Raw genomic sequence first — 25,599 nt, forward strand, 5'->3', positions numbered from 1 at the left:
GTATCTACACAACTTTGGGGCGACGCTGGACCTGTGGCGAGGGAGCTTGCTCCCGTGACGGCCTGACAGCAGACGCATCTCTACCTGACACCCCAGGATCCAAATGTGGGAGCTGGCTTGCCTGCGATGACGGCCTTCCAGCCGACACAGCTATACCGAGTACATATCCATTCCTGCGGTAACGGCCACTTAGGGTTCCGCTTTTACAGCGGCTCACTTTTGAAAAGCGCAAAAGTAAGCAAAACGCTCTTGCCCCACCACTCGGCACCTCGCTTAGGCTCGGTGTGCCCGTAATCCGCCAGTGATTTGGGGGGCCGCCGCCACGCGCCATCCATGGCGCGGGGCGGCTAAACCGGCATCCCTGCCGGTTTACCCCCCCAAATCACTGTCGAATTCCGGCCAGCGTGGTTTAACGGGGCGCCTAAGATCAAAAGCAGATCAAGAGCGGCTCGCTTCGCATCGTGGTTACCGTTGAGCTTACAGAGTTATGTAGATACCTATGGTCATCGCAGGCAAGCCAGCTCCCACACTGAAGGGCGTATACCTTGGTTTTTATGGTCTTCAATCAACCCGCTGAATACTTCTTCAACAACCGCCAACCACAGGTCTAGGGTGACGCAACAATAAAAACAGCAGGATGCAGCAATGACCGCCATGACCCGCTGCCTGGACCGTCCTGGATTTATGCCACGGCTGTCCGCCCACCATGCGTTGCGTGCGCGGCTGACTGTGCCTCTGCTGACGGCGCAGGCGCGGGTAAGGTTGCTGTGCGCACCGGGAGGCAGTGGCAAGAGCGCGTTGCTCGCCGAGTGTGCGCTGCAGGCGCCGAAGGGCTGTCAGGTGGTGTGGATGCCACTCAACGGTGCCGCGCTCAGCCCCTTGGAATTCTGCGCACGGCTGGCGCAGCAGCTTGGCTTGCCGTTTGTGGATGAAGCCACGTTATTGCTCGACTTGGGCCGTTGGCCACACACCACGTGGTTGTTTCTGGATGATTTCTGTCGCTCACCTGCGCCTGAGCTGGATGCGCTGCTGGACCGTTTGCTCGCCGCTGGCAGCCCGCAGTTGACCTGGTGGCTGGGCGCGCGACGGCGCCCGTTGTGCAATTGGCCACGCCTGTTGCTCGACGATGAGTTGCTGGAGTGCAGCGAGTTGTTTTTCAGCGCTGAGGAAGTCGAGCAACTGCTCGCCCCGGGGCATACCGTCGACAGCGTGATGCATTTCAGCGCCGGTTGGTGCGCCGGTGTGCGTATCGCCTTGTTGGGCGACGGCCACCCCGACAAGACCCTGCTCGATTACCTGCAGCATGAGCTGTTCAACACCTTGTCGGCGCCATTGGCTGAGGCTTGGCGCGTGCTGGCCCATCTGCCGCGTTTCAACCTGAACCTGTGTGAGTACTTGTTCGGTGGTGGTGACGGCGCTGAGCATTTGCGCGAATTGCAGGCACTGGGTGCGTTTATCCAGCCCTGGGAAGACACCAGCGACTGGCTCCACATTTTCCCACCGTTGGCGCGACTGCTGCGCGACGAACCCTGGCCGGCCAAACGCTCCTGGCACCGACGCGCGTGCCAATGGTTCAGCGCCGAGGGTGACTGGCAGGCCGCGTTCGAGCAGGCGTTGCTGGCGCAGGAATATGAAGTGGCGGTGAGCCTGTTGCAGCACTTCAGTTTCGAGGATTTGTTTCGCCAGCAGAACGCCGTGCTGCTGTTGCGCCTGCATGAACAGCAGGGCGATGAATTGATGTTGGGGTCGGCGCAACTGGTGGGGCTGCTCACGGCCGCGTTGTTGTTTGCCGGGCGCTTCGAACAGGCGGCCTTGTGCATCGACCAACTGGCCCGGTTCGCCCCGCAACCGACGCCCGCCGCGCAGCGCTATCTGCTGGCGCGCTGGCAGGCGCAGTGGGGCTGGTTGCTGCATTTGAGCGGCGACGCCGAACGCTCCCGCGAGCACTTTCTCGAAGCCCTGCAAGCGTTGCCCGACAGCGCCTGGACATCGCGCCTGATGTGCCTCTCGGGCCTGACCCAGCAAGCCTTGCTGCGCGGTGAGTTGGAGGCCGCCCAACGCTTGAACCGTGAAGCGCTGTGCCTGGCCCGGGTCCACGGTTCGCTGGTATTGGAGGCCCTGCTGGAGTTGGACCACGCCCAATTGCTGGAGCAGCGTGGCGCGCCGTACCGGGCGCAAAGCCTGTTGGAAACGGTGCAAGCGATGTTGGCCGGGCAACGGCTCAACGCCGGGCCGTTGGTGGGGCGTATTGTTCTGCGCCGCGGGCATCTGGCCTTGCGTCAGGGCCAGGACGGCCTGGCCGCCGAATGTTTCGAGGCCGGCTTGAGCATGTGCCTGCAGAGCCAGGACAAGCGCGTTCTGTACGGCTTTCTGGGCCTGGCGCTATTGGCGGCCAATCGTGGCGACTACGCGCAGGCCTTCATTCAATTACGCGACGCCGAACGCCTGATGCAGCAGCGCCATGTGCCCGACACGGTGTACCGTGCGGTACTGCTGTTGGTCAGTGGGCACTTCTGGTTGCAGCAAGGCCGCGCCGAATTGACGGTGCAAGCCGTGCGCCGGGTGTTGCGCCACTTTCGCGGGCCTTGCGCCAAGCAGGCACCGCCGGCCACCTTGGAGCTGATCCCGCGCCTGGAATATTTGCTGGTACTGGCCGAGGTCAAGCTGGGCTGTGCCGAGCAACCTATCGCACGGCTCAATGCCTTGCTCGACACCTCACGGCAACGCGGCATGCTTTGCCTGGAAACCGAATTGCACCTGGTGCTGGGTGAAGTGACCTGGCAGCTTGGCGACCCGGCGTTGGCGCGTCGGTCGCTGCAAGCTGGCTTGGCGCTGGCAGAGCGTTGCCAGGTGCAGCAGGCGGTCCGCGAGTTGCGTTTACGCGCCCCGGGACTTTTGAGTGAGCTGGGCCTGGAGCCCCAGGCCGCGCCTGCCGGGGCGGCGCAGAACCCGCTGAGCCAGCGTGAGCTGGAGGTGCTGCAACTGATCGCCCTGGGCAACTCCAACCTGGAAATCGCTGATCGCCTGTATATCTCCCTGCATACCGTCAAGACGCATGCGCGGCGTATCCACAGCAAACTCGGGGTAGAGCGACGCACCCAGGCGGTGGCCAAGGCGAAGACGTTGGGCTTGATGGTCTAGGCGCAGAATGCTTGGCGGTATTGGCCCGGCGTGGCGCCCATGGCGTGGCGAAAGCGCTGGTTGAAATGACTGGCGCTGGAAAAACCGCACAGCAAGGCCAGCTCACTGATCGGCAAAACGCTGCTGCGCAGCAGGTTTTTCGCTCGCGCCAGACGCCGTGCCAGCAGGTATTGATGGGGCGGCACGCCGAAGCTTTGGCGGAACATTCGGGCGAAATGGTATTCGGACAGCGCGCACATGGCGGCCAACTGGCCGAGGCTGATGGCGTCTTCCATATGTTGATCGATGTACTCCACCAACCGCCGCCGTTGGTGCGCGGCCAACCCGCCTTTCAAGCGCAAGCCTTCGCGGGCGCCGACCTGGTTGAGCAAGGTATGGCTGAGCAGTTCGTGGGCCAGGCTGCTGGTCAGCAGGCGCTCGCCGGGCTCGTGCCAGTTGAGGCTGACCAACTGGTGAAAACGCCTGGCCTGGAACGGGTCTTCAAGGAAGGTGCCCTCACGCAAGTGCAGCTCCCGTGGCTCACGGTCCAGCAGGGTGACGCAGCCAAGGGCAAATTGTTCCGGGCTGAAATACAGGTGGGCCAGGCGAATATCGCCATTGATTACCCAGGCCGACTGATGCTCGGCCGGCAGGATGCACAGTTTGTCGGGGCCGCCCTTGAGGCCAGGCTGATCACGCCGAAAGGTGCCTGTGCCACCGCCGATGTAGCAGGACAAGGTGTGATGGCTGGGAGCCTGGTAATCCTGGGCGTCATGGTGGTTGCTCCACACAGCCGCAGCCAACCCGTCACCGAGCTCGGCGCAGGCTTGCAGGCGTGCGTGGGGCGAGCGGTTGAGGGCTTGGAAGACGTGCAGCGTTTGCAGCTCTGGCATGGTGTGTTCTCCGACACCCTGCATCCTACGCTCCACGGCTGGCGCTGTGAGCCCATCGCCCGACAAAAGCGCAAGAATGTGCAAGAGCCTGCAAGGGGTTGAAGGCCACACTGTGGCTCAATCGACGGAGCCGGCTATGAATCTTTTCCTGTATCTACTCACGGTGCTCATCTGGGGCACCACTTGGATCGCCCTCAAATGGCAGTTGGGCGTGGTCGCGATTCCTGTGTCGATTGTCTATCGCTTCGGCCTGGCCGCTCTGGTGCTGTTCGTGCTGTTGCTGCTCAGCCGCAAGTTGCAGGTGATGAACCGGCGCGGGCACATGATCTGCCTGGCGCAGGGGCTGTGCCTGTTCTGCGTCAACTTCATGTGCTTTCTCACCGCCAGCCAATGGATCCCCAGTGGCCTGGTGGCGGTGGTGTTCTCCACGGCGACCTTGTGGAACGCGCTCAATGCCCGGGTGTTTTTCGGCCAGCGGGTGGCGCGTAACGTGCTGATGGGCGGGGCGCTTGGGTTGTTGGGGCTGGGCTTTTTATTCTGGCCGGAGCTGGTTGGGCATACCGCCAGCCCGCAAACCTTGTTGGGCCTGGGCTTGGCCCTGCTGGGCACCCTGTGCTTCTCGGCGGGCAACCTGTTATCGAGCCTGCAACAGAAGGCCGGGCTCAAGCCGCTGACCACCAACGCCTGGGGCATGGCCTATGGGGCGGCGATGCTGGCGACCTATTGCGCAGTACGTGGTATTCCCTTCGAGATGGACTGGAGTGCGCGGTATATCGGCGCGCTGTGGTACCTGGTAATCCCAGGCTCGGTGATTGGTTTTACCGCGTACCTCACCCTGGTGGGCCGCATGGGGCCGGAGAAAGCGGCGTATTGCACGGTGCTGTTTCCGGTGGTGGCGCTGAATGTGTCGGCCGTGGCCGAGGGTTACCAGTGGACGGCGCCGGCGTTGATGGGGCTGGTGCTGGTGATGCTGGGGAATGTGCTGGTGTTTCGTAAGGCCCGTGCGCTCGATTGTTCCCACGCTCTGCGTGGGAATACCGCTGGGGACGCTCCGCGTCCGCTCTCGAGGCCATGATGCGGAGCGTCGGGTGAGGCATTCCCACGCGGAGCGTGGGAACGATCACCGATCACTTGAGGCCTAGCCGCTTGGCCATGCGCCCCAGGTTGGCGCGGTCCAGGCCCAGTTCGCGGGCGGCGCTGGCCCAATTGTGCTGATGGCGTTCCAGGCAGGCGCTGATGAGTTGGCGCTGGTAATGCTCGGTGGCCTGGCGCAGGTCGCCGCTGACCACCGGGAGGGCAGGGGCCGGTGCTTCTTCGGCCGCAGCCGCAGTCACGCCGGGCAAGTCCAGGTCCAGGGCGCTCAGGCTGAGAATCTTCGGGCGCTCACGGCAGTTGCCCAGGGCTTTCAACGCGCTGCGTCCGATCAAGTGCTCCAGCTCGCGCACATTGCCGGGCCAGTTGTAGGCCGTTAGGGCCGCCTGGGCATCTCCGGTCAGGCGCAGGCTGCCCAGGCCCATGCGTGAGCGGTTCTGTTCGAGGAAGAAGCCCGCCAATAGCAGCACATCACGCCCGCGCTCGCGCAGCGCTGGCACTTGCAGTGGGTAGACGCTCAAACGGTGGTAGAAGTCGGCACGGTAGCGGCCATTGCGCACCTCTTCGGCAAGGTCGCGGTTGGTGGCAGCAACCAGGCGCACGTCAACCTGGTGCTCCTTGTCCGATCCGAGGCGCTGCAACTGGCCGCTTTGCAGCACGCGCAGCAACTTGGCCTGTACCGTCAATGACAGCTCGCCCACTTCATCCAGGAACAAGGTACCGCCATTGGCCAGTTCGAACTTGCCCCGGCGCTCGTTCAACGCGCCGGTAAAGGCGCCGCGCACGTGACCGAACAGTTCGCTTTCTACCAAGGTCTCGGGCAGGGCGGCGCAGTTAAGGCTGATCAGCGGTTTGTCGGCGCGTGAGGAGGCGGCGTGGATCGCCTGGGCCACCAACTCCTTGCCGACCCCGGTTTCGCCGGTAATCAGCACGGTCAAGTCACTGCCGCCGACCAGGTTGATTTCCTCGACCAGGCGCTTGTGCGCTTTGCTCTGGCCGATCATTTCCTTGGGCTGCTGGCCACTGGCCTGGCGATAGATCTCGGCGCGCTGGTGCTCGTCTTCGGCCCGCAGCGCCAGGCGCTCGATGCGTTCAGCCACGTTGACGGTGGCCGCGGCGAGGCTGGCGAAGGCTTGCAGGGCGTCCAGCTCGACCCGTTCAAAGCGCTCGGTATCGAGGGCGTCCAGGGTCAGCAGCCCCCAGGGCTGGTCGTCGATAAACAGCGGGCAGCCCATGCAGTCGTGGACTTCCAACTGGCCGTGCAAACCGGCGACCAAGCCGTCATAGGGGTCGGGCAATTGGCTGTCACTGTCGAAGCGGGTAGGGCCGGGGCTGCTCAGCAGGATCTCGAAGCGCGGATGTTCGCTGACCTTGAAGCGTCGCCCCAAGGTATCGGCGCTCAAGCCGTCCACGGCCAGCGGCACCAACCACTCGCCGTCCAGGCGTAACAACGCGGCGGCGTCGCAGGGCAGCAGTGCACGCATGGCTTGCAGCAGGCGCCGGTAGCGCTCGCCTTCGGGCAAGTCCCGGGACAGGTCAGCGACCAGCGGCAGCAAGGTGGTGAGCAGGGGTTGTGCAGTCATAATGACTCCTTGTAGTCCTTATGACTATAAAGTGTAGGAGGTCATACTGACTACAAAATATTTAACTTGTTGAAAATAAAGGATTTATAAGTTGGCATGATTACTGACTGTTATAAGGCAATCAGTAAGAAGACCCAGGAGTCTCCCATGCTTAGTGCCCAAGACCGTGCAATCATCAAATCTACCGTGCCCCTGCTGGAAAGCGGCGGCGAAGCGCTGATTACGCATTTCTATCGCATGATGCTGTCCGAGTATCCCGAAGTCCGCCCACTGTTCAACCAGGCCCACCAGGCCAGTGGTGACCAGCCTCGCGCCCTGGCCAATGGCGTGCTGATGTACGCGCGGCATATCGACCAGTTGGACCAACTGGGCGACCTGGTGGCCAAGATCATCAACAAACACGTGGCGTTGCAGATTCTGCCGGAGCATTACCCCATTGTTGGCGCCTGCCTGCTGCGGGCTATTTCCGAAGTGCTGGGCAGCGAGATTGCCACCCCCGAGGTCATGAGCGCCTGGGGCGCGGCCTACGGCCAGTTGGCGGACATTCTGATCGGCGCCGAAGCGGCCATCTACGACGAAAAAGCCCAGGCGCCCGGCGGCTGGCGGGGGGCGCGGGCGTTCCTGTTGGTCAAGCGCGTGGAGGAGAGCGACGAGATCATCTCCTTCTACTTCGCGCCGGTGGACAACGGCCCGATCCTGGCCGCAGCGCCCGGCCAGTACATCGGCCTGAAACTGGTGCTCGATGGCGAGGAAGTGCGTCGCAACTATTCCCTGTCGGCCCTCACCGACACCGGGCTGTACCGCATCAGCGTCAAGCGCGAAGCGGGCGGGCGGGCCTCCAATTACCTGCACGACCAGATGCATGTCGGCGCGACCATTGACCTGTTCCCGCCGTCGGGCGAGTTCACCCTGGCCGCCAGTGATAAACCGCTGGTGCTGATCAGCGGCGGGGTAGGCATTACGCCCACGCTGCCAATGCTCGAAGCCGCCCTGGCAACCGAGCGCCCGGTGCATTTCATCCATTGTGCCCGTAACGGCGGGGTGCATGCGTTCCGTGACTGGGTGGACACCCTGGCGGCCAAGCATCCGCAGCTCAAGCGTTTCTACTGCTACGCCGAGGATGACGGCATCAGCCCGGCGGCAGACAAGGTCGGGATGCTCAACCAGGAGCAACTGGCGGCCTGGTTGCCTGAGGAACGTGATATTGATGCCTACTTCTTGGGCCCCAAGGGCTTCATGGCGGCGATCAAGCGGCATCTCAAGGCGCTGGGTGTGCCGGAGAAGCAGGCGCGCTATGAGTTCTTTGGCCCGGCGGCGGCGCTGGAATAGAATTTGGCCAATTGACCCTATCGGCATTATCGCGGGCAAGCCCGGCTCCCACAGAGGATCGCATTCCAATGTGGGAGCCGGGCTTGCCCGCGATGGCGTCCGCACAATCACTACATTTGCCACGATTAATCCGCTGTTAACCCCCCTCTGTTTTAACCACTGCCTGTGTGTAAACTTGTTGCCATCAGGCACAACCATAATCAGAGAAAGGGAAAGACGGGGATGATTGACGACATGCGTTTAGGCAGGGAGCGGCGCTTTCTGGTGTTGCTGGGCATCATCTGCCTGGCGCTGATTGGCGGGGCGCTGTACATGCAAGTGGTGCTGGGCGAAGCACCGTGCCCGCTGTGCATTCTGCAACGCTACGCCTTGCTGCTGATTGCGCTCTTCGCGTTCATCGGCGCGGCCATGCGCACCAAGGGCGCGCTGACCTTCTTCGAAGGGTTGGTGGTGCTCAGCGCCGTGGGTGGCGTGGCTGCGGCCGGCCACCATGTGTACACCCAGTTCTTTCCCCAGGTCAGCTGCGGCATCGATGTGTTGCAGCCGATCGTTGACGACCTGCCCCTGGCCAAGGTGTTTCCCCTGGGCTTCCAGGTCGACGGCTTTTGCAGCACCCCCTACCCACCGGTCCTCGGCCTGTCCCTGGCCCAATGGGCGCTGGTTGCATTCGTGCTGACGGCGATCCTGGTGCCCCTGTGCATCTATCGCAACCGTCATCCCAAAGCCTGAACCGCCGCGCCTGCCGAACGCTCCGTTGCTTCTGAATGAAGGCGGAGCGTTTTTGTTTTGTAGGGATTTGTGAAAGCACCGTGACGAGGGGCAACGGAAGGTGCGCGCAGCATGCGACATGTTGTCACATGAACGTTGTCGCAGGACGTTTCTGACCCGCCAAATCGGCCCTTGGATTTGCACCCCACGTACAAATTGTGCTGTCAGTTCGTGGTTCCCACGGCGGCCCGATTCGTGTGCGGCCCCAATCCCTGAAGCATCTATGAATGCCTTGTTTTATGGGCACTTGGATACCCTCGGCATGCCCTTACAGGTCGTAAGGGAAGTGGCACTGTGCCCAATAACACGGCAATTTTTGTGGTTTTTGTTGAGAATCGAACGCGATAAGATCGCGAATCTTTGCAACTTTGGTGAAGGATTGTTGCTGGAATCGATAAAAATTATTTCTCTATAAGACATGGTTTATACATCGCTAGCTAACTACAATCGCCCGCACTGAATGTCCGGTGCTGTTCAATATTTGAGCATTGGAGCGGTCGAGGAGCAGATGGAAGGCTCAATGCGACCCCAGGTTCCGGCAGCCTTTCAACTATCCGCACCAAATGGAATTGGTCTGTAACAAGGCCTTTAGCCACGAAATCGAATAAGAACTCACTGCAGGTCCGTGAAACGTACAGTCATGACGTGTCGGGCAGGCTCTTATTCAATCGAAGAGAAATGCCAACCCTTGGCAGGGTGAAGTGTTGGCGATCAAAACCCAACTGCATTGCGCAAGCTGCTTTAGAGGTCGTGAGATGAGTAAAAACAGGTACCCCCGATTACTAGGCTTTTTGCCGCTGCTTGGCATGATGTTAATGCTGGGAGGCTGCAAGTGGACCTTGCTCGACCCAAAAGGACAGGTCGGTCTGGATGAACGAAACCTGATCATCACCGCTACCCTGCTGATGCTGCTGGTTGTGGTGCCTGTGATCGTGATGACCTTCGCCTTCGCCTGGAAATACCGCGCGTCCAACACCAGCGCCACCTATGCGCCGAAGTGGTCGCACTCCACCAAGATCGAGATCGCAGTGTGGTTGGTGCCGATCCTCATCATCATCGCCCTGGGTTACATCACCTATAAGTCGACCCACGCGCTGGACCCGTATCGTCCGCTGGAGTCCGACGTCAAGCCTGTGAACATCCAGGTGGTCGCGCTGGATTGGAAGTGGCTGTTCATCTACCCGGACCTGGGTATCGCCACTGTCAACGAGATCCGCTTCCCGGAGCACACCCCGCTTAACTTCCGGATCACCTCCGATGCCGTGATGAACTCGTTCTTCATCCCTGCACTGGGTGGCCAGATCTACGCGATGGCAGGCATGCAGACCCGCCTGCACCTGATCGCCAACCAGAAAGCTGAAATGGAAGGCATCTCCGCCAACTACAGCGGCGCTGGCTTCACCGGCATGAAATTCAAAGCGATCTCGACAAGCCAGGAAGATTTCGACGCCTGGGTAGCTGCAGTCAAGGCCGCACCTAAACAGCTTGATCAAGCTGAATACGACGCTCTGACCAAACCGAGCCAGAACAACCCTGTCGCCTTGTACTCCGCGTACGAGCCGGACCTGTTTCAGAAAATCGTCGACAAGTACGAAGGTATGAAGCCAGGCAAGCCGGTCAAGCACGAGAAGAAAGAAGTGGCCGCGGTTGAAGGTTCTGATACAGGCGCGCATTCAACTGCTGGGGCAGAGGAGTAAACGATGTTTGGTAAATTAAGTTGGGACGCGGTCCCATTCCACGAGCCGATCGTAATGGTGACTATCGCCATGATCGCGCTGGGTGGTTTGGCGCTGGTTGCGGGTATCACCTATTTCAAGAAGTGGTCCTACCTGTGGACCGAGTGGTTGACCTCGGTCGACCACAAGAAAATCGGCGTCATGTACGTCATCGTTGCCATGGTCATGCTGCTGCGTGGTTTTGCCGACGCCATCATGATGCGCACCCAGTTGGCCATGGCCACCGAGGGTTCGCCTGGCTACCTGCCACCTGAACACTATGACCAGATCTTCACCGCCCACGGTGTGATCATGATCATCTTCATGGCAATGCCATTCTTCACCGGCTTGATGAACCTTGCCTTGCCGCTGCAGATCGGTGCGCGTGACGTTGCCTACCCGTTCCTGAACTCCCTGAGCTTCTGGCTGCTGGTGTCCGGCGTGGTGCTGATCAACGTTTCCCTGGGCGTCGGCGAATTCGCCAAGACCGGTTGGGTTGCGTATCCGCCATTGTCGGGCTTGCAATACAGTCCGGGCGTGGGTGTGGACTACTACATCTGGGCGCTACAGTTATCAGGGCTCGGGACGACATTGACGGGGGTCAACTTCCTGGCCACCGTCCTGAAAATGCGCGCCCCTGGCATGAAACTGATGGACATGCCGATCTTCACCTGGACCTGCACCTGGGCAAACGTGCTGATCGTGGCTTCGTTCCCGATCCTGGCCGCTACCATGGCGCTGCTGTCGCTTGACCGTTACCTGGATTTCCACATTTTCACCAATGAACTTGGTGGCAATCCAATGATGTACGTGAACCTGTTCTGGGCATGGGGTCACCCTGAGGTGTACATCCTGATCCTGCCGGCGTTCGGTATCTTCTCCGAAGTGATCTCGACCTTTACCGGCAAGCGCCTGTTCGGTCACCACTCGATGGTCTACGCCTCTGGCGCGATCTCCGTACTGGGCTTCATGGTTTGGCTGCACCACTTCTTCACCATGGGTTCGGGGGCCAGCGTCAACGCCTTCTTCGGCCTGGCGACGATGCTGATTTCCATCCCGACGGGGGTGAAGCTATTCAACTGGCTGTTCACCATCTACCACGGTCGTCTGCGCATGACCAGCCAGGTCCTGTGGACCCTGGGCTTCATGGTGACCTTCGCCATCGGCGGCATGACCGGCGTACTGCTGGCCATCCCGGGTGCTGACTTCGTGCTGCACAACAGCCTGTTCGTGATCGCCCACTTCCACAACGTGATCATCGGTGGTGCTGTATTCGGCTACATCGCTGGTTTCAGCTTCTACTTCCCGAAAGCGTTCGGCTTCAAGCTGCACGAAGGCTGGGGCAAGGCTGCGTTCTGGTTCTGGATCTCGGGCTTCTTCGTCGCGTTCATGCCGCTCTATGCACTGGGCTTCATGGGCATGACCCGTCGTCTGAACGCCACCACCAACCCTGAGTGGGTACCGTACCTGTACGTTGCCATGTTCGGTGCGGTGATGATCGCTGTGGGTATCGCCTGCCAGCTGATCCAGCTGTACGTCAGCGTGCGTGATCGCAAGCAGAACATGTGCGAATCCGGCGACCCATGGAACGGCCACACCCTGGAATGGTCGACCTCGTCGCCACCACCGTTCTACAACTTCGCCGTGATCCCTACTGCGAACACCATTGATGCGTTCACCGAAGCCAAGGAAGACGGTACTGCGTACCAGAAGCCCAAGCACTACGAGCCGATCCACATGCCAAACAACACCGCCACTGGCGTGGTGATGGGTGCGCTGTTGACCGTGTTCGGTTTCGCGATGATCTGGCACATCTGGTGGCTGGCAATCGCGAGCCTGGTGGGCACTATCGGTTACTTCATCATTCACGCTGCCCGTGATGATCAAGGCTACATGGTGCCGGTCGAAACGATCGAACGCATCGAAGCCGAGCAGCACGCTCGCCTGGTAGCCGAGAAGAAGATCCCGGCCAACCGTGTAGAAACCTCGTTGGAACAGGCTTAAACCATGTCGAACTTAGTGACCAATGCTGGACACGCCCATGTCGATGACCATGGGCACGATGACCACCACCACGACTCGGGGCCGATAACCGTCTACGGTTTCTGGCTCTACCTGATGACCGACTGCATCTTGTTTGCGTCGATCTTCGCGGTGTACGCGGTACTGGTAAACAACGTAGCGGGTGGCCCGTCGGGCCACGACATCTTCGAACTGCCTTACGTGCTCGGCGAAACCGCCTTGCTGTTGTTCAGTTCGATCACCTACGGCTTCGCCATGTTGGCCTTCTACAAGGGCAACAAGAAGGGCGTACTGAGCTGGCTGGGCCTGACCTTCCTGTTCGGCCTGGGCTTCATCGGCATGGAGATCAACGAGTTCCACCTGCTGATCTCCGAAGGCTACGGCCCGCACCGTTCCGGTTTCCTGTCGGCGTTCTTCACGCTGGTCGGCACCCACGGTCTGCACGTATCCGCTGGCCTGCTGTGGATGGCAGTGATGATGTATCAGGTCAATAAGCACGGCCTGACCAACACCAACAAGACCCGCCTGAGCTGCCTGAGCCTGTTCTGGCACTTCCTGGACGTGGTCTGGATCTGCGTATTCACCGTCGTTTACTTGATGGGGACTCTGTAATGGCTAATGCACACTCCCATGACAGCCACGATTCAAGCCACGGCAGCGTAAAGTCTTACGCCATCGGCTTCATCCTGTCGGTCATCCTGACCCTGATCCCGTTCGGCCTGGTGATGTACCCAACCTTGCCGAAGTCGATCACCTTGATGATCGTCCTGGCGTTCGCGGTGATTCAGGTTCTGGTTCACCTGGTGTACTTCCTGCACCTGGACCGCTCCAAAGAGCAGCGCGAGAACGTGATCGCGTTTGTGTTCGCAGGCCTGGTGATCGTTCTGCTGGTTGGTCTGTCGCTGTGGATCATGTTCAGCATCCACACCTACATGATGGCGAAGTGAGGTAAGACCCGATGTCGCTTAAGCACTTTATCCAAATCACCAAACCGGGGATCATTTTCGGTAACGTGCTTTCTGTGGCGGGCGGTTTCTTCCTGGCCTCCAAGGGACATGTCGATCTGGCCATCTTCCTGGCTGCAATGATCGGTACGTCCCTGGTGGTTGCTTCCGGTTGCGTATTCAACAACTGCATCGACCGTGACATCGACATCAAGATGGAGCGCACCAAGAATCGCGTGCTGGTCCAGGGCCTCATCTCCCTGAAGCTGGCACTGATCTATGCGACCGTCCTGGGTGTTGCCGGTGTGGCCCTGTTGTACAAGGTGGCCAACCCGTTGGCGGCGCTGTTTGCCGTGATCGGTTTTGTCATCTACGTCGGCCTCTACAGCCTGTACCTCAAGCGCAAGTCGGTTCACGGCACGCTGGTGGGCAGCCTGTCGGGGGCGATGCCGCCGGTGATTGGTTATGTAGCTGTGACCAATAGCTTCGACATGGCCGCGCTGACGCTGCTGGTGATGTTCAGCCTGTGGCAGATGCCGCATTCCTACGCCATCGCGATTTTCCGCTTCAATGACTACCTGGCTGCGTCGATTCCGGTATTGCCGGTCAAGCGTGGCATCCAGGTGGCCAAGAAACACATCCTGCTCTACATCCTGGCCTTCCTCGTGGCGACCTTGATGTTGACCTTCAGTGGCTACGCCGGCATGAGCTACCTCGCCGTCGCCGCCGCGATGGGCATGTACTGGTTGTACATGGCCTGGACCGGCTACAAGGCGGTGGATGACACCGTCTGGGCGCGCAAGCTGTTCGTGTTCTCGATTTTCACCATCACCGCGCTCAGCGTGATGATGTCCCTGGATTTCCAAGTGCCGAAAGAGCTGTTGCTGACCTACGCCCACTGAGTGGTCTTGCAGTAAAAAGCCCCGCCTTCGAAAGTCGCGCGGGGTTTTTTATTGAGCGCTGCGCTAAACCGGATACGCTGCGTTATCGTTGACGTTTTTCGCGAGCGAGCTCGCTCCTACCCCCCATTCTACAAATGCAGGAAGCAATGCAATGAGTAAAAAAGCCGTGATGGTCTTCAGTGGCGGGCAGGATTCGACCACCTGTCTGATCCAGGCCCTGCCGCTGTATGACGAAGTGCACTGCATTACCTTTGATTACGGCCAGCGCCATGTGGCAGAAATCGAAGTGGCCCAGAAATTGGCCAAGCAGTTGGGTGCCACTGTGCACAAAGTGATGGATGTGTCCCTGCTCAATGAGCTGGCGATCAGTAGCCTGACGCGCGACAACATTCCGGTGCCGACCGTGAACAGCTCGGGCGAAAGCCTGCCGAGCACCTTTGTGCCGGGGCGCAACATCCTGTTCCTGACCCTGGCTGCGATCTACGCCTACCAAGTGAAGGCCGAGACTGTCATCACCGGCGTGTGCGAAACCGACTTCTCAGGCTACCCCGATTGCCGGGATGAGTTTGTCAAAGCACTCAACCAGGCTCTCAAGCTGGGCATGGAGTACGACGTGCGCCTGGACACGCCGTTGATGTGGCTGAACAAGGCCGAGACCTGGGCCCTGGCCGATTACCACGGGCAACTGGAGCTGGTGCGCGAGCAGACGCTGACTTGCTACAACGGCATCATCGGTACCGGCTGTGGCGAGTGTGACGCGTGCAACCTGCGCGCTCGGGGCTTGAATGACTACCTGCAGAACAAGACACCTGTCATGCAGAGCCTCAAGCACAAGTTGCAACTCAAATAACCCTTGTAGGAGCGAGCTTGCTCGCGAAAAACCTGAGAGCGCCGCGTTCCACCAGATGCGCTGCGTGATCGTTGACGTTCTTCGCGAGCAAGCTCGCTCCTACAGGATTATTGATAGCGCTTGAACAATGAACGTGCCCCGTAGGCCGGCAGGATGTTGAAGAACGCAAAGCCGACTTTGATCGCGATCTGTACATAGATCATGCTGAGGATGTCGCTGGTCTGCATCGCCCCGTAGAAGGCGATAAAGCAGAACAGGAAGCTGTCGATAATCACCGCAAAGAACGTACTGAGGAATATCCGCAGGTATAGATACCTGGAGTTGGTCAGCTCCTTGATCTTGCACAGCAAGTAGGAATTTATATTCTCCGACACCAGGAACGAGACCGAAGAGGCCACCAGCACCGACGACACTTGCAGGATCACGTCGGTATAAGGCCCATCCAGCTTCCAGCCCGGTAGCCCCGGCAGGAACGTGGAGCCATACAGCAGGATGATGATCATCGCGTTGCTGGCAAACGCAAACAGAATGGCTCGCCTGGCCAGGCGCAAGCCAAAATTCTCGTTGAGCAAGTCCACGATCAAGAAGGTCAGCGGGTACAGGAACGTGCCCGGCGTGACGATGATGCCCAACGACTCCAGGTAAATCGGTTTGGTCGCGGCAATGCTGGTGAAGATATAGAAGGTGAACAGCAGCAAGTTCAGGATGATGTAGATCATCCAGGAGTTTTCATTGCGGTCGTTTATATCGTAGGCGGTCAGCGTTCCGCCTTGGGAGTAGAACTTCTTGTACAGGTTCTTGATTTCCATCTTGTTGAAGTTGTCCATCATTTCACTGCTGAGCACTTCACTCAGCTTGATCTTGAGGACCTTGCCCGTGGCGATCACCATGATCACCGCCAGGCGCTTGTCGTTTTCAAAGCCCAGCAACTTGTATTTGCTGTTTTCCACGGCGCCCTCAGACGTTGTCATTGAAGCGCTCCTCAAGGATGTCGCCGATGACACACAAACGCTCTGAGTTCCCGCAGGGTTCGAGGGTGATGAACAGCTTCTTGGTGGCGCGGTCGTACACCAGTTTTTCTTTATCGTCGCTCGACGAGCCTTTCTGCACGATCAGCAAGTCCCCCGGTTCATTGAGGCCGGGAATCCCGTGCTCCAGGCGCACGCCGATCAGGTTGCAGGCGCTGCCAAAGTAGTAGGTCAGCGGATGAAGCGTGGCCAGCTCACCGATGCGCTTGCCCAGGCTTTGCATGAGCAGGCTTTCCTTGAGCACAGGCACTGCCGCCGGGTTCTTGTTACCCAGTGGGGAAACATTGCTCTCGATGACTTCCTTGGCTTCAAAACTGATCGTCTCGATTTCTTCGTAGGAGACGCCAAAGAAGTCAGAGATCTTGCGTATCGTCGACTGCTGTACGTTAACGACCTTGCCTTCCAGGATGTTATAGATGGTGGTCCTGGTCAGGCCGGCGGCACTGCTTAACGAAAGCTGGGTTTCGCCACGACTCTTGATCAAGTACTTGATGTTGCTCTTCAAGTGCTCGGTTTTTTCCCGTCTGTGTATCAAGTGCTCACCACTTCCATTTAGTCATCAGTCCATGCCGGCAGAACCCATTCTTGACGGTTCGCGGCAGTGAAAGTGTTGCATGCGCCCGCTACAACAATAAAGTACTGAGTGCAGGGATACGCCTCGGTGGTAAATCAGGCAACGGCTTTCTCGTCATACTCTTCTGAACGGCCAGCGCGAATCCCTCGCGCCTCTACAAGGAGTAGTCACCATGGTGCGTGTCAGTCGTCGATCCCTTCTCGCCCTGGGCGCGGCCCTGCCTGTGTTGGGGCAGCTCAATTGGGCGCTTGCCAGCCCGGCGCCGACGAAATCTGACAAGGTACTACTCAATTATAACGAAAGCCCCTACGGCCCTTCAGACGCGGCTCGCCAGGCGATGGAGCGCGCGATTGCAGCCTCCGGGCGTTACCCTTACCCGGACATGTATGCATTGGCCGCGTTGTTTGCCGAGCAACAGGGCATCGCCGAAGAAAACATCGGGGTATTTGCCGGTTCGATGGCTGCCCTGCGTTACGCGGTGCTGGCGTTCGCCAGCCAGACCCGCGGCCTGGTGATGGCCACGCCGTCCTACGAAGTACCGCGCCAGGCGGCCGAATCGATCAAGGCGCCGGTGCATGAAGTTAACCTCGACGCCCAGCATGCCCACGATGTGCACGCCATGCTCGCCGCGGACCCACAGGCCGGCATGCTGTACCTGTGCAACCCCAACAACCCGACCGGTACGCTCACCTCGACCGAGGCTATCCGCCACGCTCTGGTGAATAAACCCAAGGGCAGCGTGCTGGTGGTGGACGAGGCTTATATCGACTTCTGCGACGCCCCCAGTTGCGTAAGTTGGGTCAAGGAACACCACGACCTGCTGGTACTGCGTACCTTCTCGAAGATCTATGGCATGGCCGGTGCGCGCCTGGGCCTGGCGATCGGCCACCCGGCGCTACTGGAGCGGTTGGCCGTGTTCGGCGGCGACAACGTCCCGGCCGGCGCCAGCTTGCTGGCCGCCCGTGCGAGCCTGGAAGACGCGCAACTGGTGGGCCAACGCAGAGCGCTCAATGCCAGATTGCGCGATGAGACGATCGCCTGGCTCAAGGGCCGGGGCTTTACCTGCACCGTTTCCCACAGCAACTGCTTCATGATCGACGTGAAGCGCCCGGCAGAGCAGGTGATTGAGCAGTTGGCGGCACGGAATGTACTGGTCGGGCGGGTGTGGCAGGACTGGCCGCAGTGGGTGCGGGTGACGGTGGGCAATGAGCAGGAGATGGAGCGCTTTCGCGAGGCGTTCGCGGCGCAGGTCTAGCCCCTGGGTTTGCATCCGTTGCCTGGACAGGTAAGCCAGGCATGCTGCATGCTCGACCGGGTTGAATGATCAAGGAAGACACCCGTGCGACCTAATGGCCAACCCGATAAAAAATCGCCCATGCTGCCCGAGGATATGCGCCGCTTGCTCGATACCGAACTGAGCCGCCGTGGCCTGGGACACTTCGAGGTCTACCAGTGTGGGCCGACGCTGGACCAAGCGCAGATTGTGTCCAATTACCCCGAGGCCATGGAGCCTTCCGACACGGCCGACGATTTCTACCGGCGTGGCGAGCTGGTTTCATTGACCCGTACGCGGATCAAACCATTTTTCTGGAGTGATGAACACCTGCTGGCCGTGGCCGATGAGGCGGTGCCGGTGCCGGGCCCCTACAAACCCGTTGGCGAGGGCGCCAGTTTTATCGTGCATGGCAATCGCGGCTTCTACTCGGTGCTCAATCTGTGCAGCTTCGGCGAACATCGGCAATTTCGCGAGACCGTGCTGGCCCATCAAAGTGAACTGCAGATGCTGTTGGTCTCGATGTACGACGAGGCCCTGGAAGATCACGCGGCGCCTGTCGAACAACAGACGGTGCTGACCCCAAGGGAAACCGAAGTATTGTCCTGGGTCAGCCTGGGCAAGACCTACAACGAAGTGGCACTCCTGACGTCGATGACCTCCCATACGGTCAAGTTTCATATGAAGAATATCTTCGGCAAATTGCAGGTCAGCAACGGCAAATCAGCAATCGGCAAGGCCCTGCAATTGGGCTATATCCGCCACCCGGCCTGAGGCCGCAATCACCGCCTACCTGTCCAAATGGGTAGCTTGTTCGCCGCACAGTGCTGCATTAGTTTGCCCAGCTATGGAGTTTGGCGCCGGACACACCGGCGCCGCCATTGCGAAAGGACATCCGGATGAGCCGCTCTGCAGCTTTGCTCCACACCTGTGCCAGCGTGCTGCGCTGATGGGTACTTTTCACGCCTTGCGCGGCCTTAATGCGCGGTTGCAAGCATTGTTCATGATCACACTGGTGTTCCGCACGGGCACCCTGGCGTTTCCTTTTTACGCGGCGTACCTGATTCATCAACACGCGATATCGGCAGGTACGGCAGGCCTGTTGGTCGGCGTGTATGGCGCGGGCGCCCTGTGTACCGACCTGATCATCGGCGCCGTGATCAAGCGGTTTTCGGCCAACCGGGTCATTCTCGGTTCGTTGTTGTTCAACGCGGTGTTGCTGCTGGTCATTCCCTCGGTGGATAACCTGCTCGCGCTGTTCCTGTTGTCGTTTCTCTGGGGGGCCTGTTACGAAGCCTTCACACCGGCCGCGTTCTCCGAGACAGTGGCTCACAGTAATCTTGAGTCACGCAAAGTGGCGTTTTCCTGCAACCGATTGGCGATCAACATCGGCATGGCCATCGGGCCGCTACTGGGCAGCTTGATCTTCCTCAGCAATGCCGATGCGGTCTTCTACATCAATGCCGTGCTGTCCCTGCTGGCCTTCGCCGCCTGCCTGCGGTTTGGTCGGTCTCGGCAGGCCACCCAAGGCGTACCTGTCGCCGTCAAAGGCGAGGGCTTGCCCGAGGTGGCGGCTCATGAGCGTTCGCGACTGCTGGTGATCCTGTTGGCAGCGCTGCCGGTGCACGTGGCTTACGCATTGCCGCCGACTTTTCTGTCGGCGTACATCATCAACTACACCCAATTGCCGGCCTATTACGTGGGCATCATCTTCTTTATCAATGCGTTGCTAGTGATTGTGTTTGAAGTGCCGATCAACCTGCGCATGGCGCACTTGTCGAGCAGTCGCTCGCTGATCATTGGCCTGTTGCTGGCAGGCTGCGGTTTCTTCTTGATGGGCTTTGGTCAGGTCGGCGCGCTGTTGGTGCTTGCTACGGTGTTGTGGAGCCTGGGCGAGATGATTGTGTTCCCCGCGATCACCCACTACGTCAGCAGCATTTCCAGCCGCGACAGCGTGGGCCGCAACCTTGGCTACTACTCGGCGGGCGTCAACATCGGCGTGATGATCGCGCCCTCGTTGGCGTTCATGTTGCTGGCCCGGCCAACCTTGCCGTCACCGTGGCTGCTGGCAGGCTGTGTGTTGTTGCTGTTCGCAATCGCCGTGGGGATGATGAAAAGCTCGGCGGTGTTGTGGAATAAAGAGGCGTAGACGGCAACCGGCGCTGCGCCTTGCGCGCGCGCCTGGTTGCGTCAGCTACTTACTGGGCGGCGATGGCGTAGCCGTCAAAGGCGCTTTGCTGTTGCAGCGCGGTCACGATGCTCTTGCGCGTGACCGGTTGCTCGGCGCCGCTGTTGTCGATGAAGGTTTCGCTCGCAAGTTCCGCCTCGCTGCCTTCGCCCACAAAGGTGAAACCCAGGAACTCCAGCGCTTCGCGGTCCACATTGAGCTTGGAGCGCGGCGTGCGCAGCGGCAAGGTGACGCTGATGCCATCCTTGCTGATCACAAACACTTCGGTGTCTTTCTTGGCGCGTGCAGCCTTGCCCTTGCCGGCGCTCGGGTTGCTGATGGCCTGGTGCGACTGGTTAAGCACTTTGAGGGCCAGGCCATAGACCAATTCCTGGAACTCGGGATCGTCCTTAAAGCTGGACAGGATGCGGCTGATCGAGAACTGGCTGCTCAGGTGTTCCAGGGCGGCGTTGTCTGCGGCTTCGGCGTCTTTCAATTGTTTGAGCTGGCCCATCAGGTCATAGGCTTTGTCATCGTCGAAGGCATCGTGGGCCTGGCGGATGGCAACGCGTAGCTCGCGGATCTGGTCGCTTTCCTTGGAGGTATGAAACGCGTCCAGCACCATCTCGCTGATGATCTTGGCGGCGGGCACATGCTGTGAAAGATTGATGGCGTTTTCGTATTCGGCTTTGGCGTACAGGGCGACTACGGATTCTTCGGCGGATTTTTCGGTGTAGGAATCAGACATTAAAATTTCACTGCGTAGTATGCGGAGAGACAAAAAAACGTCGGGCATTTTCAGCGGGTGAGGGGATCAGGTCAAGGCAGCCCGCTATTCGTCCAGCTGTGTGAGGCACGCCTGGAAGATATCCAGGCCTTCCTCCAACACCGCAGGTTCAATGGTCAGCGGGGCCAGCAAGCGCACGATGTGCCGCGACTTGCCGCTGGGCATCAGCAGCAAGCCAGCCTCTCGCGCCAGCTCCAGCAGTTGCGCCAGTTGCTTGGGAGCGGGTGTGCCGTCGGCGTGGGCCAGTTCAATGCCCCGCATGGCGCCGACACCGGTGAGGCGGCCCAGGTAGGGCGACAGTTGCTGCGCGCGCCAGGCTTCATAGCGACCCACAATCGCGGCCTCCTGCGCGACGCCCCAGGCGTGCAGGTTTTTGTCGCTCATCACCTCAAGGGTCGCCAGCGCCGCCGCGCAGGCGACGGGGTTACCGGAGTAGGTGCCGCCCAGGCCGCCTTTGGGCAGGTTGTCCATCAGCGCCTTGCGCCCGACCACTGCCCCCAGCGGCATGCCGCCGGCGATGCTTTTGCCGAGCAGCAGCAGGTCCGGCTCGATGCCCAGGCGCGAGAAGGCGAAACGCTGGCCGGTGCGACCAAAACCCGACTGGATTTCATCAATGATCAGCAGGATGTTGTGCTGGTCGCAGAAGCGTCGCAAAGCTTGGGCAAACTCAGTGTCCAAGGCTAGAAAACCGCCTTCGCCCTGCACCGACTCGATGATGAAGCAGGCAACATCGTTTATGTCGATTTCCACGCTGAACAGACGCTCCATGGCCTTCAGCGCGTCGGCGCAGGTTATGCCGTTATCGGTACTGGGGTAGGGCAGGTGATACACAGGGCCGGGCAGTACGCCGACCTTCTGTTTGTAGGGCGCGACCTTGCCATTGAGGTTGAGGGTCGCCAGGGTGCGCCCATGGAAGGCACCGTCGAAGGCGATCACCGCCGTGCGACCAGTGGCACCACGGGCGATCTTCAAAGCGTTCTCTGCCGCTTCTGCACCGCTGTTGGTGAGCATGCCGCTGACGGGGTAACCCACCGGGATAAAGGCGCTGAGGCGTTGCATCAACTCGATGTAGGGCGTATGCGGTGCGGCGTTGAACGCGTAATGGGTGAGCCGGGCCGCTTGCTCGCAAATGGCCGCCACCACGGCCGGGTGGCAATGGCCCAGGTTGAGCACGCCGATACCCCCGACAAAGTCGATGTAACGCTTGCCTGCAGCGTCCCAGACCTCGGCGTTTTTACCGTGACTGAGGCTGATGGGGTGAACGATGGAAATCGACTGGCTGATGCTAGCGTGACTCATGGCTCTGGGACTCGGCAGTGGTGGGCGCAGCGCTATCTAAGCCGCGCGCCCGGCCTTGCCGCAAACGAAATAAAGTCGCCGTGTCATTCCACCTTGGAAGGAGCTGCGACTATTCCGACACCCCATCCTTGCCCGCGGCCTTGGATCGGTACAAGGCTTGATCGGCCCGCGCCATCAGCGCAGCCGGGGACTCGCCCATGCGCCGCTCCACCACGCCCAGGCTCAGGGTAACGTTCAAGGCGCCCAAGGGGGCCGCCTCCTTGATTTTATGGCGAATCCTTTCGGCCAACTCTTTGGCCTCGTCCAGGCTGCTTTTGGGCAGCACCACCATAAACTCATCGCCGCCCCAGCGCGCCAGCAAGTCGCTTTTACGTACGCAGGCTTCCAGATGTTCCACTACCCGTATCAGGGTCTGGTCGCCGACGCCATGGCCGTATTGGTCATTGATCGGCTTGAAGTCATCGACATCCATGGCCACCAGTGCCAGGGGCAGGCGGAAGCGTTCGGCGCGGTCGCATTCCTCCAGCAGCACTTTTTCCAGGCGGTACCGGTTGGCGATGCGCGTCAGGGCGTCCCGCTCGGCCAAAGAGCGGTTTTCGTCCAGCTGCAATTGCAGTTGCTGGTTGACGCGCGACAACTCGAGGGTGCGCTCCGCGACCAGTGCTTCCAGGGATTGGTTGCGCTTTTGCAACTGTTCGATGGAGCATTTGCGCGTATGGATATCGCGGTGTGCGCCGACCATGCGCGCCACGGAACCGTCGGGGTTGCGGGCAATGACGTAGCCGCGGTCCTCGATCCAGAGGTACGTACCGTCTTCTTTTCGGCAACGGTATTCGGCCCGGTAATGAGCGGCGCGTTGGCTGATGTAGTCATCGAACACCGTCATCACGCGAGGGTAATCCTCGGGGTGGATCACGTTCTCCCAGGTGAAGACGCTGTTTTCCAGAGAGTGGTGAGAGTATCCAAGCATTTCGTACCAGCCGGGATTGCGGTAGACGAAACCGGTATTGGCGTTCCAGTCCCAGATGCCGTCACTGACCAGTTCCATGATGGCGTGCAACAGGTCTACGTTAAGGTCGGAAACCTCATGGCGTAGCGGTTCTTTGCCGGATGTATCGTCCATCTGCACGCTTCCTGCGGGGGCTGGCGCCCAAGGCCAGTCATGGTTGACGCCGATACTCCGTGGCTGGCGCTACTGTACATCGGCGCTTGCGCGCTTTGAATAGGGCAGGTGTGCTGCTTTTGACGAGTGGCGAAACGCTATTTTTCTGGCGCCATCATCTTTGTCCGAGGCTTCCCATCCGCGTTGTGCTGGTAAATGGCTTGCGGTTGGCCCTGCTCATTGAAAAACACCTGGCCAATGCCCGCCGAGTTCCACAGCCGCTCACCCGCTTCGGCGTGCTCTGGAATATAGGGCACCACCTGCATGGTGCGGCGGCGGGTAAACCAGTTAAGCGGCGAACGCGGGGAGTAGAGCCAGCGGTTGAGGCGGTCGAACCATTCCAGCAGGCGTGGCGGGAACTCGTTCTTGATGCCGCTGCTGGTGATTTGCCAGATATTGGGGCCGCCGTTGCGGTGGCGGATCAGCACTTGGTAGACAAACGAGTAATGCACATCACCGGAAAGGATCACGTAGTTACCCGGCGTGCGCGAGTGGCGGAAGATATTCAAAATCACTTGGGCAGCGCCGCGGTGGGCCATCCAGTTCTCGGCGTCCACCAGCAGTGGGAAGCCACACCAGCTGAAAACCTTTTGCACCGTCTCGATCAGCTTGACGCCGAACACCGGCGCAGGCGAGACAATGATGGCTGACGGGTGGTCCAGTAGCGCTTGTTGCAGTTCGCTCAAGGCTTCCCAGTCCAGTAGCCCGGAAGGTTGCTTGAGGGTGAACTCGCTGCGCCAGCGTCGGGTGCGGGTGTCGAGTACCACCAGCGCCGGGGTGGTGGGCAATACGTAGTGCCACTGCTGGAATTTCAGCAGCGTTGTGACTAGCTCATCCTGCTGTGTGGCGTCCAGGTGGTTGTCTTGCGCCTGGTTGGCAAGTGCCTGGGTTTGGCTCACCAGTTCGCCAAAGACCTTGGGCTGGTTGCCCCAGCCCTGGCATAAAAGATAGGCCATCAAGGCATTACCGATGATGCGTTTGGAGAAGGGATGGCCGTAGGCAGTTTCTTCCCATTGGGCGCTGAGGTTCCAGTCGTCGGTGATGTCGTGATCATCAAAGATCATCAGGGTCGAGAGGTGGGCGAATACCCGGGCGACCCCTGGAAGGCCACTGCGAAATTGATCGATCTGTATCTGTTCGCGGGCATAACGCTGCTGTTCTTGCGCGCTCAGTTGCGGCGGTTGGGGGGAGATCAGTGTCCACGGTGTGGGCGACCAGGCCAGCAGGTACATGGCGATCACTTCGGCAAAGGTCACCAGGTGATTATCGGCGGTGCTGCTGGTGAAAATCGGTTTCTTCACGCCGCCGAAAAAGCGCTCACGCAAGGTCTCGTTACTGTCCAGCGCGGGGAGCAGGTCGGCGCGATGGTAATAGCTGGCGCGATGCCCGTAGAGGGCGGCACTGTCGTCAACCACGGCCCCTTCCAGGTATTCGTCGAACAGGCCCAGGCGCGCGATTAATTCATGAATTGCCCGCAGCATGGGTCCCGCGACGTCGTCGGCGTAGACCTGGTCGCCGCTCATCATCAGCAAGGCGGGGCGTTGTGCCACGGTGGGAGCTTGCGCCAGCAGACGATCAATGCACAGCAACCCGTCATCAGCGCGATGGTGAGGCTTGCGGCAGGAGCCGTGGACCAGTTGGTGGATGCGCCCATGCACGACGAAATCGGGCAGCGTGGCGCCTGCGTACAGCAGATGGGGTGCCCACTGGGCTATTCCGCAGCCGTCAATAAACAGGTCATAGTGGATGTTTACATCCAGAGGCAGGGCGTCAGTCAGGGGCACATCGATCAAGTGGATAAACGAATGGCGCCCGACGGGAACGATTTGACAATGTGCATGAAGGTGAATATCCAGTGTTGATCCCTGAGCGTGCTGCAGCCTCATAACCAGCTTCAGTTCCCGGCTCGCCACCAGCCATAGCACCACACGCTTTGGTTCCAGGCGGCGCAGCAACGGGCCGGCAAGTACGGGGGGAAGTGACTGCAGTTCAGGCATGACGCGATCGGCTCACTAACAAGACAAGCACTCAGTATAACGCTGAAAATGTCGGCATTTCGTCAACGAACGTCAGACAGTAATATGTTGTGGC

Annotated in this window: 21 protein-coding genes; 13 read left to right on the forward strand and 8 right to left on the reverse strand. The window is 59.9% G+C overall.

From position 1 onward, the window contains the following. Positions 1-645: 645 nt before the first annotated feature. Positions 646-3,141: a LuxR C-terminal-related transcriptional regulator gene (locus tag GIV26_RS09875; RefSeq protein WP_054896967.1), complete on the forward strand. Its 2,496-nt coding sequence runs from the start codon at positions 646-648 to the stop codon at positions 3,139-3,141. Here the strand turns inward: GIV26_RS09875 and GIV26_RS09880 are convergent. After that, positions 3,138-4,013: a helix-turn-helix domain-containing protein gene (locus tag GIV26_RS09880; protein WP_057975162.1), complete on the reverse strand. Its 876-nt coding sequence runs from the start codon at positions 4,011-4,013 to the stop codon at positions 3,138-3,140. The genes GIV26_RS09875 and GIV26_RS09880 overlap by 4 nt on opposite strands. Before the next feature lie 136 nt (positions 4,014-4,149). Between GIV26_RS09880 and GIV26_RS09885 the strand changes: the two genes are divergently transcribed. Then, on the forward strand, positions 4,150-5,088 hold the full coding sequence (locus tag GIV26_RS09885; protein ID WP_236280299.1) for a DMT family transporter: 939 nt from the start codon (positions 4,150-4,152) through the stop codon (positions 5,086-5,088). Between the two features lie 52 nt (positions 5,089-5,140). Here GIV26_RS09885 and norR read toward each other — a convergent pair whose 3' ends face one another. Next, a complete protein-coding gene (norR, locus tag GIV26_RS09890; RefSeq protein WP_236280301.1) occupies positions 5,141-6,688 on the reverse strand; it encodes a nitric oxide reductase transcriptional regulator NorR in 1,548 nt (515 codons plus the stop codon). A gap of 147 nt (positions 6,689-6,835) precedes the next feature. On the opposite strand from norR, the gene hmpA reads away from it, so the two are divergent. The 8 genes from hmpA (at position 6,836) to queC (ending at position 15,218) form a co-directional block, all read left to right on the forward strand. Further along, the gene (hmpA, locus tag GIV26_RS09895) at positions 6,836-8,017 is read left to right on the forward strand and encodes an NO-inducible flavohemoprotein (RefSeq protein ID WP_236280303.1); all 1,182 of its coding nucleotides are present in this window, start codon (positions 6,836-6,838) and stop codon (positions 8,015-8,017) included. 222 nt (positions 8,018-8,239) lie between these two features. Further along, positions 8,240-8,746: a disulfide bond formation protein B gene (locus tag GIV26_RS09900; protein ID WP_034128726.1), complete on the forward strand. Its 507-nt coding sequence runs from the start codon at positions 8,240-8,242 to the stop codon at positions 8,744-8,746. Positions 8,747-9,540: 794 nt separating this feature from the next. Continuing rightward, complete coding sequence (gene cyoA / locus GIV26_RS09905; protein ID WP_073521857.1) at positions 9,541-10,482, forward strand: ubiquinol oxidase subunit II; 942 nt, start codon at positions 9,541-9,543, stop codon at positions 10,480-10,482. A 3-nt stretch (positions 10,483-10,485) separates the two neighbouring features. Beyond that, entirely contained in the window at positions 10,486-12,504 is a 2,019-nt protein-coding gene (gene cyoB, locus GIV26_RS09910) for a cytochrome o ubiquinol oxidase subunit I (RefSeq protein WP_003194053.1), read from the forward strand. Between the two features lie 3 nt (positions 12,505-12,507). Beyond that, positions 12,508-13,134 carry a cytochrome o ubiquinol oxidase subunit III gene (locus GIV26_RS09915; RefSeq protein WP_003194052.1) on the forward strand — a complete coding sequence of 209 codons (627 nt, stop codon included), beginning with the start codon at positions 12,508-12,510 and terminating at the stop codon, positions 13,132-13,134. After that, the gene (cyoD, locus tag GIV26_RS09920) at positions 13,134-13,469 is read left to right on the forward strand and encodes a cytochrome o ubiquinol oxidase subunit IV (protein ID WP_003194051.1); all 336 of its coding nucleotides are present in this window, start codon (positions 13,134-13,136) and stop codon (positions 13,467-13,469) included. Before GIV26_RS09915 ends, cyoD begins: the two co-directional genes overlap by 1 nt. A gap of 11 nt (positions 13,470-13,480) precedes the next feature. After that, positions 13,481-14,368, forward strand: a complete 888-nt coding sequence (gene cyoE, locus GIV26_RS09925) for a heme o synthase (protein ID WP_003194050.1) — start codon at positions 13,481-13,483, stop codon at positions 14,366-14,368. A 151-nt stretch (positions 14,369-14,519) separates the two neighbouring features. Then, the gene (queC, locus tag GIV26_RS09930; protein WP_044268318.1) at positions 14,520-15,218 is read left to right on the forward strand and encodes a 7-cyano-7-deazaguanine synthase QueC; all 699 of its coding nucleotides are present in this window, start codon (positions 14,520-14,522) and stop codon (positions 15,216-15,218) included. Between the two features lie 107 nt (positions 15,219-15,325). Here queC and GIV26_RS09940 read toward each other — a convergent pair whose 3' ends face one another. Continuing rightward, positions 15,326-16,189, reverse strand: a complete 864-nt coding sequence (locus GIV26_RS09940) for a queuosine precursor transporter (protein WP_014719862.1) — start codon at positions 16,187-16,189, stop codon at positions 15,326-15,328. Beyond that, positions 16,176-16,781 carry a helix-turn-helix transcriptional regulator gene (locus tag GIV26_RS09945; RefSeq protein ID WP_080757657.1) on the reverse strand — a complete coding sequence of 202 codons (606 nt, stop codon included), beginning with the start codon at positions 16,779-16,781 and terminating at the stop codon, positions 16,176-16,178. Before GIV26_RS09945 ends, GIV26_RS09940 begins: the two co-directional genes overlap by 14 nt. A gap of 211 nt (positions 16,782-16,992) precedes the next feature. Here GIV26_RS09945 and ptaA point away from each other — a divergent pair, with 211 nt between their 5' ends. The 3 genes from ptaA (at position 16,993) to GIV26_RS09960 (ending at position 20,242) form a co-directional block, all read left to right on the forward strand. Then, positions 16,993-18,075 (forward strand): pyoverdine biosynthesis transaminase PtaA, encoded by a 1,083-nt coding sequence (gene ptaA / locus GIV26_RS09950; RefSeq protein WP_054896960.1) that lies wholly within the window; start codon positions 16,993-16,995, stop codon positions 18,073-18,075. Between the two features lie 120 nt (positions 18,076-18,195). Then, positions 18,196-18,867 carry a helix-turn-helix transcriptional regulator gene (locus tag GIV26_RS09955; RefSeq protein ID WP_219857398.1) on the forward strand — a complete coding sequence of 224 codons (672 nt, stop codon included), beginning with the start codon at positions 18,196-18,198 and terminating at the stop codon, positions 18,865-18,867. Between the two features lie 175 nt (positions 18,868-19,042). After that, a complete protein-coding gene (locus tag GIV26_RS09960; protein ID WP_169918863.1) occupies positions 19,043-20,242 on the forward strand; it encodes an MFS transporter in 1,200 nt (399 codons plus the stop codon). Between the two features lie 49 nt (positions 20,243-20,291). Here the strand turns inward: GIV26_RS09960 and GIV26_RS09965 are convergent, their stop codons facing one another. The 4 genes from GIV26_RS09965 to GIV26_RS09980 form a co-directional block, all read right to left on the reverse strand. Then, positions 20,292-21,008 (reverse strand): hypothetical protein, encoded by a 717-nt coding sequence (locus tag GIV26_RS09965; RefSeq protein WP_034128720.1) that lies wholly within the window; start codon positions 21,006-21,008, stop codon positions 20,292-20,294. An 84-nt stretch (positions 21,009-21,092) separates the two neighbouring features. Then, the gene (locus tag GIV26_RS09970; RefSeq protein WP_236280305.1) at positions 21,093-22,346 is read right to left on the reverse strand and encodes a 2-aminoadipate transaminase; all 1,254 of its coding nucleotides are present in this window, start codon (positions 22,344-22,346) and stop codon (positions 21,093-21,095) included. Between the two features lie 109 nt (positions 22,347-22,455). Then, positions 22,456-23,469, reverse strand: coding sequence for a sensor domain-containing diguanylate cyclase (locus GIV26_RS09975; RefSeq protein WP_054922000.1), 1,014 nt, complete (start codon positions 23,467-23,469; stop codon positions 22,456-22,458). A 137-nt stretch (positions 23,470-23,606) separates the two neighbouring features. Continuing rightward, the gene (locus tag GIV26_RS09980; protein ID WP_054922001.1) at positions 23,607-25,505 is read right to left on the reverse strand and encodes an alkaline phosphatase D family protein; all 1,899 of its coding nucleotides are present in this window, start codon (positions 25,503-25,505) and stop codon (positions 23,607-23,609) included. Positions 25,506-25,599 lie beyond the last annotated feature (94 nt).

Origin of the sequence: Pseudomonas sp. PA-1-3F (assembly GCF_021609665.1) — a bacterium.
Taxonomy (GTDB): Bacteria; Pseudomonadota; Gammaproteobacteria; order Pseudomonadales; family Pseudomonadaceae; genus Aquipseudomonas; species Aquipseudomonas paracarnis.

What these genes read in the sequence shown, in the direction of transcription:
- GIV26_RS09875 (WP_054896967.1), top strand. Translation starts at nt 646, where the DNA reads ATGACCGCCATGACCCGCTGCCTGGACCGTCCTGGATTTATGCCACGG.
- GIV26_RS09880 (WP_057975162.1), bottom strand. Translation starts at nt 4,013, where the DNA reads ATGCCAGAGCTGCAAACGCTGCACGTCTTCCAAGCCCTCAACCGCTCG.
- GIV26_RS09885 (WP_236280299.1), top strand. Translation starts at nt 4,150, where the DNA reads ATGAATCTTTTCCTGTATCTACTCACGGTGCTCATCTGGGGCACCACT.
- norR (WP_236280301.1), bottom strand. Translation starts at nt 6,688, where the DNA reads ATGACTGCACAACCCCTGCTCACCACCTTGCTGCCGCTGGTCGCTGAC.
- hmpA (WP_236280303.1), top strand. Translation starts at nt 6,836, where the DNA reads ATGCTTAGTGCCCAAGACCGTGCAATCATCAAATCTACCGTGCCCCTG.
- GIV26_RS09900 (WP_034128726.1), top strand. Translation starts at nt 8,240, where the DNA reads ATGATTGACGACATGCGTTTAGGCAGGGAGCGGCGCTTTCTGGTGTTG.
- cyoA (WP_073521857.1), top strand. Translation starts at nt 9,541, where the DNA reads ATGAGTAAAAACAGGTACCCCCGATTACTAGGCTTTTTGCCGCTGCTT.
- cyoB (WP_003194053.1), top strand. Translation starts at nt 10,486, where the DNA reads ATGTTTGGTAAATTAAGTTGGGACGCGGTCCCATTCCACGAGCCGATC.
- GIV26_RS09915 (WP_003194052.1), top strand. Translation starts at nt 12,508, where the DNA reads ATGTCGAACTTAGTGACCAATGCTGGACACGCCCATGTCGATGACCAT.
- cyoD (WP_003194051.1), top strand. Translation starts at nt 13,134, where the DNA reads ATGGCTAATGCACACTCCCATGACAGCCACGATTCAAGCCACGGCAGC.
- cyoE (WP_003194050.1), top strand. Translation starts at nt 13,481, where the DNA reads ATGTCGCTTAAGCACTTTATCCAAATCACCAAACCGGGGATCATTTTC.
- queC (WP_044268318.1), top strand. Translation starts at nt 14,520, where the DNA reads ATGAGTAAAAAAGCCGTGATGGTCTTCAGTGGCGGGCAGGATTCGACC.
- GIV26_RS09940 (WP_014719862.1), bottom strand. Translation starts at nt 16,189, where the DNA reads ATGACAACGTCTGAGGGCGCCGTGGAAAACAGCAAATACAAGTTGCTG.
- ptaA (WP_054896960.1), top strand. Translation starts at nt 16,993, where the DNA reads ATGGTGCGTGTCAGTCGTCGATCCCTTCTCGCCCTGGGCGCGGCCCTG.
- GIV26_RS09955 (WP_219857398.1), top strand. Translation starts at nt 18,196, where the DNA reads ATGCTGCCCGAGGATATGCGCCGCTTGCTCGATACCGAACTGAGCCGC.
- GIV26_RS09960 (WP_169918863.1), top strand. Translation starts at nt 19,043, where the DNA reads ATGGGTACTTTTCACGCCTTGCGCGGCCTTAATGCGCGGTTGCAAGCA.
- GIV26_RS09965 (WP_034128720.1), bottom strand. Translation starts at nt 21,008, where the DNA reads ATGTCTGATTCCTACACCGAAAAATCCGCCGAAGAATCCGTAGTCGCC.
- GIV26_RS09970 (WP_236280305.1), bottom strand. Translation starts at nt 22,346, where the DNA reads ATGAGTCACGCTAGCATCAGCCAGTCGATTTCCATCGTTCACCCCATC.
- GIV26_RS09975 (WP_054922000.1), bottom strand. Translation starts at nt 23,469, where the DNA reads ATGGACGATACATCCGGCAAAGAACCGCTACGCCATGAGGTTTCCGAC.
- GIV26_RS09980 (WP_054922001.1), bottom strand. Translation starts at nt 25,505, where the DNA reads ATGCCTGAACTGCAGTCACTTCCCCCCGTACTTGCCGGCCCGTTGCTG.